This is a genomic window from Geodermatophilus africanus (assembly GCF_900107105.1).
Classification (GTDB): domain Bacteria; phylum Actinomycetota; class Actinomycetes; order Mycobacteriales; family Geodermatophilaceae; genus Geodermatophilus; species Geodermatophilus africanus.
Genome location: NZ_FNOT01000006.1, coordinates 124,740 through 142,295 on the forward strand (window position 1 = coordinate 124,740; position 17,556 = coordinate 142,295).

The window sequence follows — 17,556 nt, forward strand, 5'->3', positions numbered from 1 at the left end:
CCCCCGAGGACCCGGATCCGAGGAGGACGCATGGACGGACGAGGCACGCACGTCGACCTGCGGAGGATCGGCCTCGCGGCCGGCGGATCCGTGCTGGCCAGCGCCGCCTGGTACACGGCCTGGGGCGACCGGCTCGCGGAGCTGGACGAGGCCTACGCCGACGGCGGAGCAGCCGCGGCGTGGGTGCTGCCAGTGGAGCTCGCCCGCAGCGGGGCGGTGGCCACCGCCGTGGCTCTCCTGTTCGAGTCCACCGGGGCGCGGAACCCGGCCAGCGCGGCACGCCTGGGGCTGGGCCTCTGGGGAGCGTTCCCCATCGTGCTGCTCACCGGCTCGGTCGTGCACGAGAAGGTGCCCTGGCAACAGGCCGCGATCCACGCCGGCGACTGGCTGGTCAAGCTCCTGCTGATCTCCGTCACGGTCGGCCGCGGGCCGAAGCGGCGCTGACCCACCTCGCGCGGAGGCGCCGCTCAGCGGGTGACGACGTCGATCGGCAGCGAGCTGTCCGCGCCGACGTCCGGGGACGAGGGCGCGACCCCTGACGAGACCAGCCGCGACCCCAGCGCCGCGACCATCGCGCCGTTGTCGGTGCACAGCCGCGGGCTGGGCACGCGGAGCACGATCCCCGCGGCGGCGCAGCGCTCCTCGGCCAGCGCGCGCAGCCGCGAGTTGGCCGCCACGCCACCGCCAAGCACCAGGTGGTCGACGCCGTGGTCGCGGCAGGCGCGCACGGCCTTGGCGGTGAGCACGTCGGCGACGGCCTCCTGGAAGGACGCCGCGACGTCGGCCACCGGCACCGGCTCCCCCGCCCGCTGCCGGGCCTCGACCCACCGGGCGACGGCGGTCTTCAGGCCGGAGAACGAGAAATCGTACGGCGCGTCGCGGGGGCCGGTGAGCCCGCGCGGGAAGCCGATCGCCTGCGGGTCGCCCTCGCGCGCGGCCCTGTCGATGGGCGGGCCGCCAGGGAAGGGCAGGCCGAGCACGCGGGCCACCTTGTCGAAGGCCTCCCCCGCCGCGTCGTCGATGGTGCGGCCCAGCGACTGCACCTCGCGGGCGAGGTCGGGCACCAGCAGCAGCGAGCTGTGCCCGCCGGACACCAGCAGCGCCAGCGACGGCTCGGCCAGCGTCCCGTGCTGCAGCTCGTCGACGGCGACGTGCGCGGCCAGGTGGTTGACGCCGTACAGCGGCGTGTCCAGCGCCAGCGCGTAGGCCTTCGCCGCGGCCAGGCCGACCAGCAGCGCGCCGGTGAGCCCGGGCCCCGCGGTGACCGCGACCGCGTCGACGTCCGAGGCGCGCACCCCGGCCTCGGCCAGCGCCCGGTGCACGGTCGGCACCATCGCCTCCAGGTGCGCCCGCGAGGCGATCTCGGGGACCACCCCGCCGAAGCGCTCGTGCTCGGCCACCGACGTGGCCAGGGCGTCCGACAGCAGCGTCTGCCCGCGCACCAGGCCGACACCCGTCTCGTCGCACGAGGTCTCGAACCCCAGTACCAGCGGCTCGCTCACAGCTTCTCTCTCCTCATCACGACGGCGTCCGTGCCGCTCGGCTGGTAGTACCGCGGCCGCCGGCCGATCTCGGTGAAGCCGCGCCGCCGGTAGAGCCCCTGGGCGACCTCGTTGTCGGCGCGCACCTCGAGCAGCACCACGGGGCTGCGCCGGTCGGCCTCGGCGAGCAGCGCGTCGAGCAGCTGGGCACCGATCCCCTCGCCCTGCCGGTCCGCGGCGACCCCGATGGTGGCCACGTGCGCCTCGTCGTCGTAGGCGATCAGCCCGGCGTAGCCGATGACCCGGTCGCCGTCCTCGGCCACCAGGTAGAAGCGGGTGTCGGTGCGCGAGAGCTCGTCGCGGTACATCGCCCGGGTCCAGGTGTCCGGGGCGAACAGCTGCTCCTCGAGCTCGAGGACGGCGTCCAGGTCGGCCAGGCGCATCGGCCGCAGCCGGGCGCTCACCTGCCTTCCTCGCTGGCGCTCGTCAGCCGGGTGCGCGCCGCTGCCCTGCTCGTGCGTGAGCTCGCACGCTCGCTCACGAGGTGGTCACCGGCTTGAACGACGTGGGCGGGACGGCGTCCGGGCGGCGCAGGTACAGGGGCACGAGCGGGGCGGCGGACGACGGGTCGGCCAGCTGCGGCGCCGCGGCCCGGACCAGCCCCGCCGTCGTCACCTCGGCCGGGGTGACCTCGACGCCCAGCCGCTCGGCGAACCGGGCGTCGCCGACGACCGGCCCGGTCACGGCCAGCTCCTCGGGGCGCACCACGCCCGGGCCGTCGGTGCGCGCACCGGCGGCGTCGTAGGCGGCCCAGTAGACCTCCTTGCGGCGGGCGTCGGTGACCACCGTGCGGACGCCGGAGCCGACGGCGTCCAGCGAGCAGACGCCGACCACGGGCAGCCCTCGGGCGTCGCCGATCGCCGCTGCCGTGACCACCCCGACGCGCAGCCCGGTGAAGGGCCCGGGGCCGAGTCCGGTCACCACGGCCGTGACGTCGGCGAGCGCCAGCCCGGCGTCGCGCAGCACGTCGGTGACGGCGACGGTGAGCAGCTCGGCGTGCCGGTTGCCCGAGGGCACCGCCCGCTCGGCGAGCACCTCGGTCGCGCCGTCCGGGGACCACCGGGCGAGGCCGGCGACCAGCGTCGGCGTGGCCGTGTCGAGGGCGAGGACGAGCACGACCGCCCAGGGTAGTGGCCCCAGCGCCTCCTCCTGGACGAGCGTCCGTCGATGCGGTGGCATCACCTCGTTCCCGCCACCCTGGACCTGGATGACGAGGTCGTGGCGGCCGCCCGCGAGCTGGCCGCGGAACAGCGTCGCTCGCTCGGCTCGGTGGTGTCCGAGCTCGCCCGGCGAGGGCTCACCCCGGCGCGGGTGGGGACGGGGGGGACGGCCTCCCGGTCATCCGCGTCCCCTCCGGGAGTCCCCCCTTGTCCGCCGCGATGGTCCGCCGGGCGCGACGACGACTGACTGCGAGACGCCGCGGCCCTGCTGGACGTGCACGCCCTCGTCGCCATCCGCTCTGGTTCGCCGCCCATGCTGCCGACGGGTGGGCGACGCGCCCGGCCACCGGGAGCGGTCCCGTCCGGGCGTCGTCCGACCCGAAGGTGCTGCCCCACGCCATCGCCACGTCGACCGCCCGCGAGGTCCTCGCAGCCCTGCGCCGGGCACCGGCCACCGGGACGTCAAACTGCTCATGGCCCTGTAGTCGCGGGAGCGCTCACTCGCCGGGGGGCGCTGCGTTCCCGAACTCGACCAGCCGGTGGACGACCTCGACGTAGGCCGGGTGGGCCAGGCGCAGTCCGGACAGGTCCGCGGCGCCCACCCAGCGCAGCGCGTCGTGCTCGTGCGGCTGCCGGTTGCGCGGCTCGCCGTCCCACGCCCGGACCACCCACAGGGACAGCACCAGCTCGTCGCCCTCGAACCGGGTCAGCAGCACCGGGTCCCGGGGGACGACGCCGACCTCCTCCTGCAGCTCCCGGGCCAGCGCGGCCGGCTCGTCCTCCCCCGGCTCGACGTGGCCGCCGGGGAGGTCCCACACGTCGGGGCACCAGCGCCGGTCCGGCGACCGGTGGCCCAGCAGCACCGTGGCCCCGCGGACGAGGACCCCCGCGACGACGTGGTGCCGGCCGGGCGTCACGCGGCGCCGTCGAGGCGCTGCTCCCAGCCGAGACCGTGCGGCACAAGCTCCGCCGTCCGGACGTCGTCGTCACGCCGGTCCAGCCGCACCTCGAGGTGCTCGTCGGCCAGCCGCTCGACCAGGCCCTGCCCCCACTCGACGACGGTCACCGACTCCTCGGTGGACGCGTCGAGGTCGAGGTCGTCGACGTCGGCGACCCCGCCGAGGCGGTAGGCGTCGACGTGCACCAGCGGCAGCCGGCCGCCGCGGTGCACGCGGGAGATGACGAACGTCGGGGAGGTGACGGGCTCGCGGACCCCGAGCGCCTCGCCCAGCCCCTGGGTCAGCGCCGTCTTGCCCGCGCCGAGCGGGCCGACCAGCACGACGAGGTCGCCGGCGCGCACCAGGCCCGCGAGCGCGGCGCCCAGCGCCCGGGTGTCCGCCGGGGTCGGCAGCACGTGCTCGCGCCTCACGCCAGGGTCCCCGCGACCGCGGTGAGGTCGGCCAACAGCCCGGCCCGCGGCGCCCCGTTCGGGCCGAACCGGATCGCCGCCGACGGGTGGTAGGTGGCCCAGACCGCCCGGCCGTCGACGTCGTGCGCCCGGCCGCGCGCCTCGGCCAGCACGGTGCGCGGGCCGAGGAACCACTTGGCCGACGACAGCCCCAGTGCGACGACGACCGGCGGGTCCAGCAGCTCCAGCTGGCGCCGCAGCCAGCCGCTGCAGCGGGCCACCTCGGGGGCCTTCGGCGTCCGGTTGCCCGGCGGGCGGCACTTCACGATGTTCAACACGGCGGCCTCGGCGCGGGCCAGCCCGGCCTCGGCCAGCAGCTGGTCGAGCAGCTGACCGCTCTTCCCCACGAACGGCCGGCCGGTCTGGTCCTCATTCGCCCCCGGCGCCTCCCCGACCAGCGCGAAGCGCGGCCGCCCGCCGGCCGGGGCGTCGCCCACCACCACGTGCTGCCGGGTGGCCGCCAGCTCGGGACAGGCCACGCAGGGGCGGGCCGCGGCGGCCAGGGCGTCCCAGTCGAGCGCGGCCGCGGCGACGCGGGCGACCTCCTCGGCGGCGGCGTCGAACCGGGGCGGCCGGGTCACCCGTCCACCCCTGCGGAGAGGTCCGCGCACACCCGGCGCAGCAGCGCCGACAGCGCCGCGGTCACCTCGCCGGGCTTCTCCAGCGGCACCATGTGCCCGGCCTCGGCGACGACGACGTACTCGACGTCGAGCGCGTCCGTCCCGCCGAGCAGCTGCACGAGCATGTCGCTGTGCCGCGGCGGGATCAGCGTGTCCTCGTCCCCGGTGAGCACCAGCGTCGGGACGGCGCGCAGCGGCTCCAGCGACGCAGTCCCGTCCAGACCGGCGAGGGCCGGGTAGAACTCCGCGATCACCTCGACCGGCGTGCCGGCGATCATCGAGTCGACGTAGCGGCCGAGCGCCGGGTCGACGTCGGTCGAGGCGAACGACAGCGACCAGGTGACGTGCGAGATGAGGTCGGCGGCCAGCCGGCGGGTGCGCTCGGCGAAGCCGGGACGGCGGCGCATGGTGAACGCCGCGACCGGCAGGAGCGCCGCGCGCACCCGGGTGAGGAACTCCGGCATGCCGAAGTCGAGCTCGGCCAGGTTGCCGCTGGAGGTGCTCAACAGGGCCGCGCCGACGACCCGCGTCCCGAACAGCTCCGGTCGCAGCCCGGCCAGGGACATGACGGTCATGCCGCCCATGGAGTGACCGACCAGCACCACCGGCCCGGACGGCACCCGCGCCCGCAGCACCGCGTCCAGGTCGCGGCCGAGCTGCTGCATCGTCGAGTGCTCGCCCGGCCCGCGCGCGGAGGCGCCGTGCCCGCGCTGGTCGTAGAAGACCAACCGCGCCTTGGGGCGCGAGCCGTTGGCGGTGGCCAGCTCGGCGCCGAGGGCCAGCCGCTGAAAGGTCCACGACGCCATCGACAGGCAGTAGCCGTGCGCGAAGACCACCGTGAGCGGGGCGTCGGTGGGGCCGACCTCCTCCACCGCCAGCAGCACGCCGTCGTCGGCGGCCACCAGCGCGGTCCGGTCGGCGCGCCGGGAGGCCGGGCCGAGCGGGTCGTCCTCGCGCAGCTCGGCGTCCGTGGCGCCCGCCGGCAGCCCGGCCGCCGAGCCCAGCCGCTCGGCACCCACCCGCCGGGCGGCGGCCCGGCTGACGGCGACGCCGACGGCGGTGCCGGCCGCGGCCAGGCCGAGGACCGCGCCGAGCAGACCGGCCTTGTGGTGCGGCCGGCGGACGCCCATCCCCGGGCGCGGCCTCGGGTGCCGGTGCGCCATCAGACCGCCCCCGCCGAGCCGACGTACCGGCGGGTGAAGCGGCCGCCGATCCGGGTGACCAGCTCGTAGTGGATGGTGTCGACCGCGTCCGCCCAGTCCTGCGCCGTCGGCTCCCCGCCGTCCCCCGGCCCCCAGAGCACGACCTCGTCACCCGCGCGGACCTCGGCGTCGCCGACGTCCAGCACGAACTGGTCCATGCAGACGCGCCCGGCGATCCTGCGCTGCACCCCGGCGGCCAGGACCGGCGCGCGGTTGCCCGCCGCCCGCGGCACCCCGTCGGCGTAGCCGACCGGCACCAGCAGCAGCGTCGTCTCGGCCTCCGGGAAGTAGGTGTGGCCGTAGGAGACGCCGACGCCGGCAGGCACCCGCTTGGTCAGCGCGGCGCGGGCCCGCACCGTCATCGCCGGCCGCAGACCGTGCGCGGCCGGGTCCCCACCGAGCGGGTCCAGGCCGTAGACGGCGATCCCCGGGCGGACCATGTCGTACCAGGTATCCGGCAGCGCGACCGTCGCCGCGGAGTTCGCCAGGTGCAGCCGGGCGTCGGTCAGCCCGGCCGCCCGGGCCACCGCGACCGCCGCCTCGAACACCCGCACCTGCACGCCGATCGTCGGGTGGGTCGGGGCGTCGGCGTAGGCCATGTGGCTCCACAGCCCCACCACGGCCACCTCGCCGTCGGCCTGCGCCCGCGCCGCCGCGGCGACCAGGTCCGGCCAGTCGGCCTCGGTGGCGCCCTCCCGGGAGAGCCCGGTGTCGGCGAACAGGTGGACACGGGCGGTGCCGCCGGTCGCGCGGGCCGCGGCGACGACCTCGGCGAGGGCCCACTCCGCGTTGACCGACACCTCGACGTCGGCGGCCAGCGCGGCGGCGTAGTCGCTGCCGGGGGTGTGCAGCCAGGCCAGCAGCGGCGCGGCGACGCCGGCCGCGCGCAGCGCCAGCGCCTCCTCCAGCACCGCGACGCCCAGCGCGTCGGCTCCCCCGGCCAGCGCCGCACGCGCGGCCGGGACCAGGCCGTGGCCATAGCCGTCGGCCTTCACCACCGCCATCAGCGGCCGGTCGACGCGCTCGCGCAGCGCGGCGGTGTTGGCGGCGATGGCGTCGAGGTCGACCACCACCTCGGCCCGGGCTCGATCGCTCACGTCCCCTCCTCGCTGGCGCTCGTCGGGAACGTGCCCGTCGCTGCTCTGCCCACGCGTGACCTCGCAAGCTCGGTCCCCGAGTCTCCCAGCCGCTCCGCGGGCGCCCGACGCAGGCGGGCCAGCGTGGCCGGCAGACAGCGGACGAGGTCGCTGGCGATCAGCGGCCCCTCCTCCGCGGCGAGCTGCCCGGCGCGCCCGTGCACGTGCGCCCCCACCGCCGCGGCCTCCGCGGCCGGCAGTCCGGTGGCCAGCAGCGCGCCGGTGAGGCCGGAGAGGACGTCGCCGGTGCCGGCCGTGGCCAGCCACGGTGTGCCGGTGGCGTTGACGTAGGCGGTCCCCTCCGGGGCGGCCACCACGGTCGCATCGCCCTTGAGCAGGACGACGGCGCCCAGGTCGGCGGCCAGCCGGCGGGCCGCGCCGACCCGGTCCCCGCCCACCTCGGCCCCGAACCGCGCGAACTCGCGGTCGTGCGGGGTCAGCACGGTCGGCGCCGCCCGCCGCCGCACCAGGTCCGGCTGCTGCGCGGCCATCGTCAGCGCGTCCGCGTCCACGAGCACCGGCAGGTCCGTGGCCAGCACCTCGGCCAGCACGCTGCGGGCGTCGTCGTCGGTGCCCAAGCCGGGGCCTACCACCCACGCCTGCACCCGCCCCGCGTCGGCGGGCCGCCCCTCGGTGACGATCGTCTCCGGCCAGGCGGCCCGCACGCCCGCGGCCGCCGTCCCCGCGTAGCGGACCAGCCCCGGCCGGGCGCGCAGCGCGGCGCCCGTGCACAGCACGGCCGCCCCGGGGTAGGTCGAGGACCCGGCGACGACCCCCACCACGCCCTGCGTGTACTTGTCGTCGCCGCTGCCCGGAGGGCGGAGGCGCGCCGCGACGTCGGCGTCGGTGAGCTGGTGCACCCCGGCCGCCGGCAGGTCGAGCCCGATGTCGACCAGGTGGACCCGGCCCGCGTAGCCGCGGCCCTCCCCCACGACCAGGCCGGTCTTGAGCGCGCCGAACGTGACCGTGTGCAGCGCCGGGAACGCCGCCCCGGGAACCGCGCCGGTGTCGGCGTCCACCCCGCTGGGGACGTCGACGGCGACCGTCAGCCCCGGCCCGGTGGCGGCCCGCTCGACCAGCGCGGCAGCCGCCGGACGCAGGCCCCCGTGAACGCCGATGCCGACGATCCCGTCGAGCACGAGGTCGGCGCGCTCCAGCCCGGTCGGCCCGTCGGGTCCGGTGACCCAGCCCCCCGCGGCGCGCAACGCGGCCAGCCCGGCGACGTGCGCCCGCTCCGGGTCGAGCAGGACGGCGGTCACCCGGGCGCCGCGGCGGGCCAGGTGCGCGCCGGCGAAGAGCGCGTCCCCGCCGTTGTTGCCGGCGCCGACGAGGGCGGTGACGCGGCTGCCGTGCGCCCGGCCGAGCAGACCCAGGCAGACGGTGGCCAGGCCGGTCGCCGCCCGCTGCATCAGCGTGCCCTCCGGCGTGGCGGCCAGCAGCGGCTCCTCGGCGGCACGCACCTCCGCCGCCGTGTACAGCCCGATCACGTCTCCACCTCCCCACGCAGCACGCCCTCGGCGACCACCACCGCCGAGGCGATGCCGCCGTCGTGGCTCAGCGAGACGTGCCAGGAGGTGACCCCGAGCTGGGCCGCGCGGCCGGCCACCGTGCCGCGGACCGTCAGGTGCGGCCGCCCGTGGTCGCCGACGGTGACCTCGGCGTCGTGCCAGCGCAGGTCGCCGGGCGCGCCCAGGGCCTTGGCGACGGCCTCCTTGGCGGCGAACCGGGCGGCCAGCGACTCGCCGGTCCGGACGCCGCCGCGGGGCGTGCGCTGCTCCTCGGCGGTGAAGAGCCGGTCGCGCAGGCCCGGGGTGCGGATCAGGGACTCGGCGAAGCGGTCGACGGGCACGACGTCGATCCCGACCCCGATGATCACCGGGCCAGTCTGCCGTGCCACGGTCTGCCGCGCCGTCCGGCGGGGGGTCCTCGGCAGGCCGGCCGGAACGGTCGCGGGTCACCGGTCCCGGTCCTGGCTCACCGTCCCCAGTCCTGGCTCACCGTCCCGGGTCCTGGCTCACCTCCGGAGGTGAGCCAGGGCCTACGACGACCAGCTCAGCTGATCATCGCGGCGACTCACTCGACGGTGACCCTGCGTCGGTTCTGCTCCCGCTTCGCTCCCCGCTCGCTGCGGTGCTCACGGGAGCGTCACTCGACGGTGACGCTCTTGGCCAGGTTTCGCGGCTGGTCGACGTCGAACCCGCGGCTGTCCGCGATCTCGCACGCCAGCACCTGCAGCGGCACGGTCGTGACGACGGGTGCCAGCAGGGTCGGCGTCCGGGGCACGCGGATGACGTGGTCGGCGTACGGGACGACGTCCTCGTCCCCCTCCTCGGCGATCACGATCGTGCGGGCACCGCGGGCGCGGACCTCCTGGATGTTCGAGACGACCTTGCCGTGCAGCAGGTCGCGAGCCCGTGGCGGGACGACCACGACCACCGGAGTGCCCTCGTCGACGACCGCGATCGGGCCGTGCTTGAGCTCGCCGGCGGCGAACCCCTCGGCGTGGATGTACGCGAGCTCCTTCAGCTTCAGCGCACCCTCGAGCGCCACCGGGAAGCTCACGTGCCGACCCAGGAACAGCATGCGGTCCGCCTCGGCCATCGAGCGGCCGAGCTCGCGGACCGGCTCCATCTGCTCGAGCACCTGGGCGACGGCCTCGGGGAGCCGGTGCAGCTCGGCGACGACCGCCGCCACCTCGTCCTCGTACTTGATGCCGCGGATCTGGGCGAGGAACAGGCCGACCAGGTAACAGGCCACGAGCTGGGTGAGGAAGCCCTTGGTCGAGGCGACCGCGACCTCCGGGCCGGCGTGCGTGTACAGGACGGCGTCGGACTCGCGCGGGATGGTCGATCCGTTGGCGTTGCAGATCGCCAGCACGCGGGCCTTCTGGTCCTTGGCGTGCCGGAGCGCCATGAGGGTGTCCATCGTCTCGCCGGATTGGCTGATGACGACGACCAGCGTCGAGCGGTCGAGCACCGGGTCGCGGTAGCGGAACTCGCTGGCGACCTCCACCTCGACCGGGATGCGGGTCCAGTGCTCGATGGCGTACTTCGCGATGAGGCCGGCGTGGTAGGCGGTGCCGCAGGCCACGACGAAGATCTTGTCGACGTCGCGCAGGTCCTGGTCGGTCAGCCGCACCTCGTCGAGGACGAGCTTCCCCTGCCCGTCGGTGCGCCCCAGCAGGGTGTCGGCGATCGCCCGCGGCTGCTCGGCGATCTCCTTGAGCATGAACCAGTCGAAGCCGCCCTTCTCGGCGGCGGCGGCGTCCCAGTCGACCGTGTACGCCTTCGGCTCGGCCGGGGCGCCGTCGAAGGTCGTGACCGTGACCCCGCGCTGCCGGTGGATCTCGACGACCTGGTCCTGGCCGAGCTCGCGAGCCTCACGGGTGTGCGCGATGAAGGCGGCGACGTCGGAACCCAGGAAGTACTCGCCGTCGCCGACGCCCACGACCAGCGGGCTGTTGCGGCGGGAGGCGACGAGGGTGTCGGGCTCGTCGGCGTGCGAGGCGACCAGCGTGAAGGCGCCCTCCAGCCGGCGGCTGACCGTGCGCATCGCCTCGGCCAGGCGTCCGGGGCCCTCCGGCGTCCCCTGGTAGGTCGCCGCCAGCAGGTGCGCGGCGACCTCGGTGTCGGTCTCGGAGGCGAACTCGACGCCGGCCGCCTCGCACTCGGCGCGCAGCGTGGCGAAGTTCTCGATGATGCCGTTGTGGATGACCGCGACCCGGCCGTCCGCGGACAGGTGCGGGTGCGCGTTGCGGTCGGTCGGCCCGCCGTGGGTCGCCCAGCGCGTGTGCCCGATGCCGATCGTCGACTCGGGGAGCGGCGAGTCGGCGAGGACCTTCTCCAGGTTCGCCAGCTTGCCGGCCTTCTTCGCCGTCGACTGCCCGCCGTCGGCGAGGACGGCGACGCCCGCCGAGTCGTACCCCCGGTACTCCAGCCGGCGCAGGCCCTCCAGGACGACGCCCAGGGCGCTCTGCGGGCCGACGTATCCCACGATGCCGCACATTCCTCCGAGGCTACCGGGGGGACCCGCCGGACCCCTCCCTCACACGAGTGGGAGGGACGAATCACGCCCCAGCAGTCGACGCCCGTCACACCGTCGTCCTGCCGACGCCCCCGCGCCCAGGCGCCGCCCCCGCCGCGAGCCCGGTGACGTCCTGGAACGGCCACCCTCCAGGGGCCGGCGCCGAGCCCGGTGACGTGCTGGAACGGCCCCCTTGCAGGGTCCCGCCGCGAGCCCGGTGACGTCCTGGAACGGCCACCCTTCAGGGGCCCGCGCCGAGCCTGCGAGGCGTGGGGGGAAGGGTGGTCCTTCCTCAGTCGACGGCGGCGACCACGTCGGCGAGGCGCCTGGCGATGGCGTCGGCCCGCTCCTGGGTGGGCGCCTCGACCATCACGCGCACGAGCTGCTCGGTGCCCGACGGCCGCAGCAGCACCCGGCCGTCGTCCCCGAGGTCGGCCTCGCACCGGTTGACCGCGGCGGCGACCTCGTCGCTCTCCACGACCGCCAGCCGGTCGCGCACCGGCACGTTGACCAGGGTCTGCGGCAGCCGGTGGACCACCGAGGCGAGCTCGGCCAGCGACGAGCCGGTCTCCGCCATCCGGGACAGCAACGACAGGCCGGTGAGCAACCCGTCGCCGGTCGTCGCGTGGTCGAGGAACACCAGGTGGCCGCTCTGCTCGCCACCCAGGCTCAGGCCCTGCGTCCGCAGCGCCTCGAGCACGTACCGGTCGCCGACGGCGGTGGTGTGCACGGCGATGCCGGCGTGGCGCATCGTGTGGTGGAAGCCGAGGTTGCTCATGACCGTCGCGACGACGGTGTCGCCGGTGAGCCGGCCGTGCTCGTGCAGCCCCAGCGCGCAGATCGCGAGGATCGCGTCGCCGTCGACGACGTGGCCCTCGGCGGTGACGGCCAGGCAGCGGTCGGCGTCGCCGTCGTGGGCGATGCCGAGGTCGGCCCCGTGCGCGCGCACGGCCTCGGTCAGTGGGCCGAGGTGGGTGGAGCCGATGCCGTCGTTGATGTTCCAGCCGTCGGGCTCGCCACCGATGACGTGCACGGTGGCCCCGGCCCGCCGGTAGACCTCGGGCGCGCACACCGCGGCCGCGCCGTGGGCGCAGTCGACGACGAGGGTGAGGCCGGACAGCGGCCGCTCGACGGTCGCGAGCAGGTGCTCGACGTATGCCGCCCCGGCGTCGGCGAGGTCGGAGACCCGGCCGATCTCGGCGCCGGTGGGGCGTGGGCCGTCGGTCTGGCCGGCGGTCACGGCCTGCTCGATGGCGGCCTCGACCGCGTCGGGCAGCTTGTGGCCGCCGCGGCTGAACAGCTTGATGCCGTTGTCGGGCATCGGGTTGTGGCTGGCGGAGATCATCACGCCGAGGTCCGCGCCGGTGTGCGCGGTGAGGTGCGCGATCGCCGGGGTGGGCAGCACCCCGGCCCGCAGCACCTGCGCCCCGGCGCTCGCGAGGCCCGCCACGACGGCGGCCTCGAGCATCTCCCCGCTGGCGCGGGGGTCGCGGCCGACGACCGCGACGGGACGCTGGGTCCCGTCGCGGTCGGCGAGCACGCCGGCGGCAGCACGTGCCACCGAGAGGGCCAACTCCGGCGTGAGGTCGGCGTTGGCCCGACCCCGGACGCCGTCGGTCCCGAAGAGGCGACCCACGGACGTACCGGTCAGCGCTTCGAGTACTGAGGCGCCTTGCGGGCCTTCTTGAGCCCGTACTTCTTGCGCTCGGTGACGCGGGGGTCGCGGGTGAGGAAGCCGGCCTTCTTGAGGGCCGGACGGTCCTCGGCCTCGACCTGGATCAGCGCGCGGGCGATCGCCAGGCGCAGCGCGCCGGCCTGACCGCTGACGCCGCCGCCCCTGAGGATGCCGACGACGTCGTACTGCTCGGTCCGCTCGACGGTCACGAACGGCTCACGGATGAGCTGCTGGTGCACCTTGTTCGGGAAGTACTCCTCGATGGTGCGGCCGTTGAGGCGGAACTGACCGGTGCCCGGCAGCAGGCGCACCCGGACGATGGCCTCCTTGCGCCGGCCGACGGTCTGCACCGGACGCCCCTCGGCGTCGGTCACGTTGAGGGCGGTCGTCACTGGGCCACCTGCTTGATCTCGAAGGGCTGGGGCTGCTGAGCGGCGTGCGGGTGCTCGGGCCCGGCGTACACCTTCAGCTTCTTGAGCATCTGACGACCCAGGCTGTTGTGCGGCAGCATGCCCTTGATCGCGCGCTCGATGACGCGGTCGGGGTGGGTGCGCAGCTGGTCGCCGACGGGGATCCGCTTGAGGCCACCCGGGTAGCCGGAGTGGCGGTAGGCGACCTTCTCGTCCCGCTTGGAGCCGGTCAGGGCCACCTTGCCGGCGTTGACGATGACGACGAAGTCGCCGACGTCCACGTGCGGGGCGTACTGGGGCTTGTGCTTCCCGCGGAGCAGGACCGCGGTCTGGCTGGCGAGTCGACCGAGCACCACGTCGGTGGCGTCGATGACGTGCCAGGCCCGGCTGATGTCGCCGGGCTTGGGGGTGTACGTGCGCACGGCGCTCGTGTCCTCCGTCGTCGTCGGATCGGCTGGTGGGATCGCCTCACCGAGCACGGGAGACAGGGCAGGACACGCGGGCACCAGCCGGCCGCGCGCGCCAGCCGACCACGATACCAGCCGGACCTCGGGCCTCTCCCCGGCCGGAGGTCAGCCCTCGACTGCGACCTCACGCAGCAGCCCGGTGTGGACGTCGTAGACGGTCCCGCGCACCTCCGTGGCGACCAGGTACGGGGACGCCCGCAGTCGCCGGACCGACTCCCGCACGTCCTCGTCGACGTCCGCGAAGCCCTGCACGGCCCACTCGGGCCGGGCCCCCGTGGCCTGCTCGACCTGGTCCAGGACGGCGGTCTCGTCGGCGTCCTGCATGCCGCAGCGGGTGTGGTGGACGAGCAGCACCTCCCGGGTGCCGAGCAGGTGCTGTGAGATCGCGAGCGAGCGCAGGGTGTCCTCGGTGACGACGCCGCCGGCGTTGCGGATGACGTGGGCGTCGCCGGGTGCCAGGCCGAGGATCCGGTAGAGGTCCATCCGCGCGTCCATGCAGGCCACCACGGCGACCCCTCGAGCCGGCCGCGCCGGGAGTTCCCCGGGCGACTGCGACGCCCCCTGCGCGTTCGCCGCCAACATCCGGTCGATCTCGCTCATGCCCACCCCTCGGTCACCTCGTCGGGTCCGCACGGACCCTAACCGGGCGGGTCAACCGGTCCGGCCCGCGCGGAGCGCCGGCGCCGGGCGCACGTCGCCCCCCCCCGCTCGCCCTCCCCGGTGCACAGCGGGTCGATCGGTCAGGATGGCCCCGTGCGCACGGTCGAGGAACACCAGGCGGTCGTCGCGGCGCTCCTCGCCCCGCTGGGCGAGGAGGAGGTGCCGCTGGCGGCCGGGCACAACCGGGTGCTCGCCCGGGACGTGACCGCGCAGGTGTCGCTGCCCGGCTTCGACAACTCCGCGATGGACGGGTACGCCGCGCGCTCGGTGGAGGTCGCCGGCCTCCCGGTGCGGCTGCCGGTCGCCGATGACATCCCGGCCGGACGCACCGACGTCCATCCGCTGGGGCCGGGCACCGTCCAGCGGATCATGACCGGTGCGCCGCTCCCCGCGGGCGCGGACGTCGTCGTCCCGGTCGAGCTCACCGACGGCGCCACCGACGTCGTGGAGATCCGCGACGCGCCCGCTCCCGGGACGCACCTGCGGCGGGCCGGCGAGGACATCACCGCCGGCACCGTCGCCCTCACCGCCGGCACCCCGCTGGGCGCCGCACAGCTCGGTCTGGCCGCCGCCGTCGGCGCGCGGACGCTGTGGGTCCGCCGCCGGCCGCGCGTGCTGGTGCTCTCCACCGGCAGCGAGCTGGTCGAGCCCGGCGAGCCGCTGCGGCCCGGCCAGATCTACGAGTCCAACTCCGCGCTGCTGGTCGCCGCCGTGGAGGACGCCGGCGGGACGGCCCGGCGGCTGCACTTCGTGCCCGACGACGTCGACCAGTTCCTGGCCACCGTCCGCGCCGAACTGGCCGGCGCCGACCTGCTGGTCACCAGCGGCGGGGTCAGCGCCGGCGCCTACGAGGTGGTCAAGGACGCCTTCCGGGCGCTGGGCACCGTCGAGTTCGTCAAGGTCGCGATGCAGCCCGGCGGTCCGCAGGGGGCCGGCACGGTGGACGGCGTCCCGGTGGTCACGCTGCCCGGCAACCCGGTGAGCTCGTTCGTCTCCTTCGAGGTGTTCGTCCGGCCGGCGCTGCGCCGGGCGCTGGGCCACGCCGCCCCCGGCCGGTTGCGCGCTCCGGCGACGCTCACCGCCCCGCTGCGCTCCCCCGCCGGGCGCCGCCAGTTCCTGCGCGGCCGCTACGACGACGGCACCGTCTCGCAGGTCGGCGGCCCCGGGTCGCACCTGGTGGCGCACCTGGCCCGCGCCAACTGCCTGGTCGTCGTCCCCGAGGACGTCACCGAGCTGCCCGCCGGCGCCCCGGTGGACGTCGTGCTGATCGAAGGAGCGCTGCAATGAGGGACAGGCTCACGCACGTCGACGAGGCCGGCGCCGCCCGCATGGTCGACGTCTCGGCCAAGCCGGTCACCGCCCGGGAAGCGACCGCGGCCGGCCGGGTGCTGGTCAGCCCCGAGGTGGTCGCCCTGCTGCGCGGCGAGGGGGTCCCCAAGGGCGACGCCGTCGCGGTCGCCCGCATCGCGGGCATCGCCGGGGCCAAGCGGACGCCGGACCTCGTCCCCCTGTGCCACCCCATCGCCCTGCACGGCGTCACCGTGGACGTGACCGTGGCCGACGACGCCGTCGAGATCACCGCCACCGCCCGGACCGCGGACCGCACCGGCGTGGAGATGGAGGCGCTCACGTCCGTGGCCGTCGCCGGGCTGACCGTGATCGACATGGTCAAGGCCGTGGACCCGCGCGCCGCGATCACCGACGTCCGGCTCCTGGCCAAGTCCGGCGGGAAGAGCGGGGAGTGGCGGCGGTGAACGCCGCGCTGCCCGGCGACGCGCGGGCCGTCGTCGTCACCGCCTCCAACCGGGCGTCGGCCGGGGTCTACGAGGACCGCAGCGGACAGGCCCTCGCCGAGGGGCTGCGCGCGCTGGGGTTCGCCGTCGAGGGGCCGCACGTGCGGCCGGACGACGTCGCGGAGCTGGAGGTGGTGCTGCTGGCGGCCATCGGCTCCGGCGCGGACGTCGTCCTCACGACCGGCGGCACCGGGCTCTCCCCCACCGACGTGACCCCCGAGGCGACCCGCCGGGTGCTCGAGCGCGAGGCGCCCGGCATCGCCGAGGCGGTCCGCCGGTACGGGGAGGGGAAGGTGCCGACCTCGGTGCTGTCCCGCGGGATCGCCGGCACCGCCGGGCGGACGCTGGTGGTGAACCTGCCCGGGTCGACCGGTGGGGTGAGGGACGGCCTGGCGGTGCTGGGCCCGCTGCTCCCCCACGTCGTCAGCCAGCTGCGCGGCGGCGACCATGCCTGATGTCGCGCTACCGCGCTCCGACCGCGGTCAGGTGCCGTCCCCCCGTGGCGCTGAGCCCTGCCTGACGGCTCGTCGCGGGAGCCTCCGGCCCCCACTCCTCGCGTCACCTGCGCAGGGCGGCTCCCGTGACCGAGTAGCCCGGCATCACTCCGGCAGGGCGATCCGCTCGGTGCGGGTGTAGACGTTGCAGCCGTCGCCGCGGAGGAAGCCGACGAGGGTGATGCCGACGTCGGCGGCCAGCTCCACCGCCAGGGACGACGGCGCCGACACCGCGGCCAGCACCGGGATGCCGGCCATCGCGGCCTTCTGGGTGAGCTCGAAGCTCGCCCGCCCGCTGACCATGAGCACGTGGCCGCTCAGCGGGAGCCGCCCCCCACGCACCGCGTCGCCGACCACCTTGTCGACGGCGTTGTGCCGGCCGACGTCCTCCCGCAGGGCCACCAGCTCGCCGTCGGCCGTGAACAGGCCGGCCGCGTGCAGCCCACCGGTCTTGTCGAACACCTGCTGGGCCGCGCGCAGCCGGTCGGGCAGCGCGAGCAGCGTCGGCAGCGGCAGCCGGACGTCGTCTCCCGCGACGTCGTGCCGCGTCTTCGTGCGGATGGCGTCGATGCTGGCCTTGCCGCACACCCCGCAGGAGCTCGACGTGTAGAAGTTCCGGTCCAGCGCGGTGTCCGGGGGCTCCACGCCGGGCGCGAGGTCGACGTCGACGACGTTGTACGTGTTGCGGCCGTCCTCGTCGACGGAGTTGCAGTAGCGCAGCCCGGCGACGTCGTCGGCCGACCCGATGACCGCCTCGGTGGCGAGGAAGCCGTGCACCAGGTCGAAGTCGTCGCCGGGGGTGCGCATCGTGACCGCCAGCGGCGTGCCCGCCAGCCGAATCTCCAGCGGCTCCTCGGCCGCCACGGTGTCCGGGCGGGTGCTGTGCACCGCGCCACGGATGCGCAGCACCGGTGTCCGGCTCGTCACTCGTCCCACGGACGGCGACGGTACCCACGTCCGGGCCCTA

The 17,556-nt window shown here is 75.9% G+C and carries 20 protein-coding genes; 4 read left to right on the forward strand and 16 right to left on the reverse strand.

The genetic code is table 11. From position 1 onward, the window contains the following. Positions 1-30 precede the first annotated feature (30 nt). On the forward strand, positions 31-444 hold the full coding sequence (locus tag BLW63_RS12900) for a DUF1761 domain-containing protein (protein WP_091156602.1): 414 nt from the start codon (positions 31-33) through the stop codon (positions 442-444). A gap of 23 nt (positions 445-467) precedes the next feature. On the opposite strand, the gene tsaD is transcribed toward BLW63_RS12900, so the two are convergent. From tsaD to BLW63_RS12980, 15 genes are all read right to left on the reverse strand, one after another. Continuing rightward, positions 468-1,502, reverse strand: coding sequence for a tRNA (adenosine(37)-N6)-threonylcarbamoyltransferase complex transferase subunit TsaD (gene tsaD, locus BLW63_RS12905; protein ID WP_091156605.1), 1,035 nt, complete (start codon positions 1,500-1,502; stop codon positions 468-470). Next, a complete protein-coding gene (rimI, locus tag BLW63_RS12910; protein WP_211517107.1) occupies positions 1,499-1,945 on the reverse strand; it encodes a ribosomal protein S18-alanine N-acetyltransferase in 447 nt (148 codons plus the stop codon). The genes tsaD and rimI overlap by 4 nt, the downstream gene beginning before the upstream one ends. A gap of 73 nt (positions 1,946-2,018) precedes the next feature. Further along, complete coding sequence (tsaB, locus tag BLW63_RS12915; RefSeq protein WP_091156608.1) at positions 2,019-2,657, reverse strand: tRNA (adenosine(37)-N6)-threonylcarbamoyltransferase complex dimerization subunit type 1 TsaB; 639 nt, start codon at positions 2,655-2,657, stop codon at positions 2,019-2,021. Between the two features lie 541 nt (positions 2,658-3,198). After that, on the reverse strand, positions 3,199-3,618 hold the full coding sequence (locus BLW63_RS12925; RefSeq protein WP_091156612.1) for an NUDIX domain-containing protein: 420 nt from the start codon (positions 3,616-3,618) through the stop codon (positions 3,199-3,201). After that, positions 3,615-4,070 carry a tRNA (adenosine(37)-N6)-threonylcarbamoyltransferase complex ATPase subunit type 1 TsaE gene (gene tsaE / locus BLW63_RS12930; protein ID WP_091156615.1) on the reverse strand — a complete coding sequence of 152 codons (456 nt, stop codon included), beginning with the start codon at positions 4,068-4,070 and terminating at the stop codon, positions 3,615-3,617. The genes BLW63_RS12925 and tsaE overlap by 4 nt, the downstream gene beginning before the upstream one ends. Beyond that, positions 4,067-4,690: a uracil-DNA glycosylase gene (locus tag BLW63_RS12935; protein ID WP_091156622.1), complete on the reverse strand. Its 624-nt coding sequence runs from the start codon at positions 4,688-4,690 to the stop codon at positions 4,067-4,069. The genes tsaE and BLW63_RS12935 overlap by 4 nt, the downstream gene beginning before the upstream one ends. Further along, positions 4,687-5,892 (reverse strand): alpha/beta fold hydrolase, encoded by a 1,206-nt coding sequence (locus tag BLW63_RS12940; RefSeq protein ID WP_244522546.1) that lies wholly within the window; start codon positions 5,890-5,892, stop codon positions 4,687-4,689. Before BLW63_RS12940 ends, BLW63_RS12935 begins: the two co-directional genes overlap by 4 nt. Continuing rightward, positions 5,892-7,028, reverse strand: coding sequence for an alanine racemase (alr, locus tag BLW63_RS12945; protein WP_091156628.1), 1,137 nt, complete (start codon positions 7,026-7,028; stop codon positions 5,892-5,894). Before alr ends, BLW63_RS12940 begins: the two co-directional genes overlap by 1 nt. Continuing rightward, complete coding sequence (locus BLW63_RS12950) at positions 7,025-8,554, reverse strand: NAD(P)H-hydrate dehydratase (RefSeq protein WP_244522547.1); 1,530 nt, start codon at positions 8,552-8,554, stop codon at positions 7,025-7,027. The genes alr and BLW63_RS12950 overlap by 4 nt, the downstream gene beginning before the upstream one ends. Further along, on the reverse strand, positions 8,551-8,943 hold the full coding sequence (locus tag BLW63_RS12955) for a holo-ACP synthase (RefSeq protein ID WP_091157190.1): 393 nt from the start codon (positions 8,941-8,943) through the stop codon (positions 8,551-8,553). Before BLW63_RS12955 ends, BLW63_RS12950 begins: the two co-directional genes overlap by 4 nt. Positions 8,944-9,212: 269 nt before the next feature. Beyond that, a complete protein-coding gene (gene glmS / locus BLW63_RS12960; RefSeq protein WP_091156632.1) occupies positions 9,213-11,072 on the reverse strand; it encodes a glutamine--fructose-6-phosphate transaminase (isomerizing) in 1,860 nt (619 codons plus the stop codon). A 310-nt stretch (positions 11,073-11,382) separates the two neighbouring features. Next, a complete protein-coding gene (glmM, locus tag BLW63_RS12965; protein ID WP_091156636.1) occupies positions 11,383-12,726 on the reverse strand; it encodes a phosphoglucosamine mutase in 1,344 nt (447 codons plus the stop codon). 11 nt (positions 12,727-12,737) lie between these two features. Further along, the gene (gene rpsI, locus BLW63_RS12970) at positions 12,738-13,157 is read right to left on the reverse strand and encodes a 30S ribosomal protein S9 (RefSeq protein ID WP_091156639.1); all 420 of its coding nucleotides are present in this window, start codon (positions 13,155-13,157) and stop codon (positions 12,738-12,740) included. Beyond that, a complete protein-coding gene (gene rplM / locus BLW63_RS12975) occupies positions 13,154-13,597 on the reverse strand; it encodes a 50S ribosomal protein L13 (protein ID WP_091156643.1) in 444 nt (147 codons plus the stop codon). The genes rpsI and rplM overlap by 4 nt, the downstream gene beginning before the upstream one ends. Positions 13,598-13,747: 150 nt before the next feature. Next, positions 13,748-14,242 (reverse strand): beta-class carbonic anhydrase, encoded by a 495-nt coding sequence (locus BLW63_RS12980; protein ID WP_091157193.1) that lies wholly within the window; start codon positions 14,240-14,242, stop codon positions 13,748-13,750. Positions 14,243-14,395: 153 nt separating this feature from the next. Between BLW63_RS12980 and moeA the strand changes: the two genes are divergently transcribed. Genes moeA through BLW63_RS12995 form a run of 3 tightly spaced genes read left to right on the forward strand, consistent with a single transcriptional unit; the run spans position 14,396 to position 16,550 of the window. After that, positions 14,396-15,589 carry a molybdopterin molybdotransferase MoeA gene (gene moeA / locus BLW63_RS12985; protein WP_091156646.1) on the forward strand — a complete coding sequence of 398 codons (1,194 nt, stop codon included), beginning with the start codon at positions 14,396-14,398 and terminating at the stop codon, positions 15,587-15,589. Next, positions 15,586-16,056 carry a cyclic pyranopterin monophosphate synthase MoaC gene (moaC, locus tag BLW63_RS12990; RefSeq protein ID WP_091156652.1) on the forward strand — a complete coding sequence of 157 codons (471 nt, stop codon included), beginning with the start codon at positions 15,586-15,588 and terminating at the stop codon, positions 16,054-16,056. The genes moeA and moaC overlap by 4 nt, the downstream gene beginning before the upstream one ends. Beyond that, the gene (locus tag BLW63_RS12995) at positions 16,053-16,550 is read left to right on the forward strand and encodes a MogA/MoaB family molybdenum cofactor biosynthesis protein (protein WP_091157197.1); all 498 of its coding nucleotides are present in this window, start codon (positions 16,053-16,055) and stop codon (positions 16,548-16,550) included. The genes moaC and BLW63_RS12995 overlap by 4 nt, the downstream gene beginning before the upstream one ends. Before the next feature lie 144 nt (positions 16,551-16,694). Here BLW63_RS12995 and fdhD read toward each other — a convergent pair whose 3' ends face one another. Next, complete coding sequence (fdhD, locus tag BLW63_RS13000; protein WP_091156655.1) at positions 16,695-17,525, reverse strand: formate dehydrogenase accessory sulfurtransferase FdhD; 831 nt, start codon at positions 17,523-17,525, stop codon at positions 16,695-16,697. Positions 17,526-17,556 lie beyond the last annotated feature (31 nt).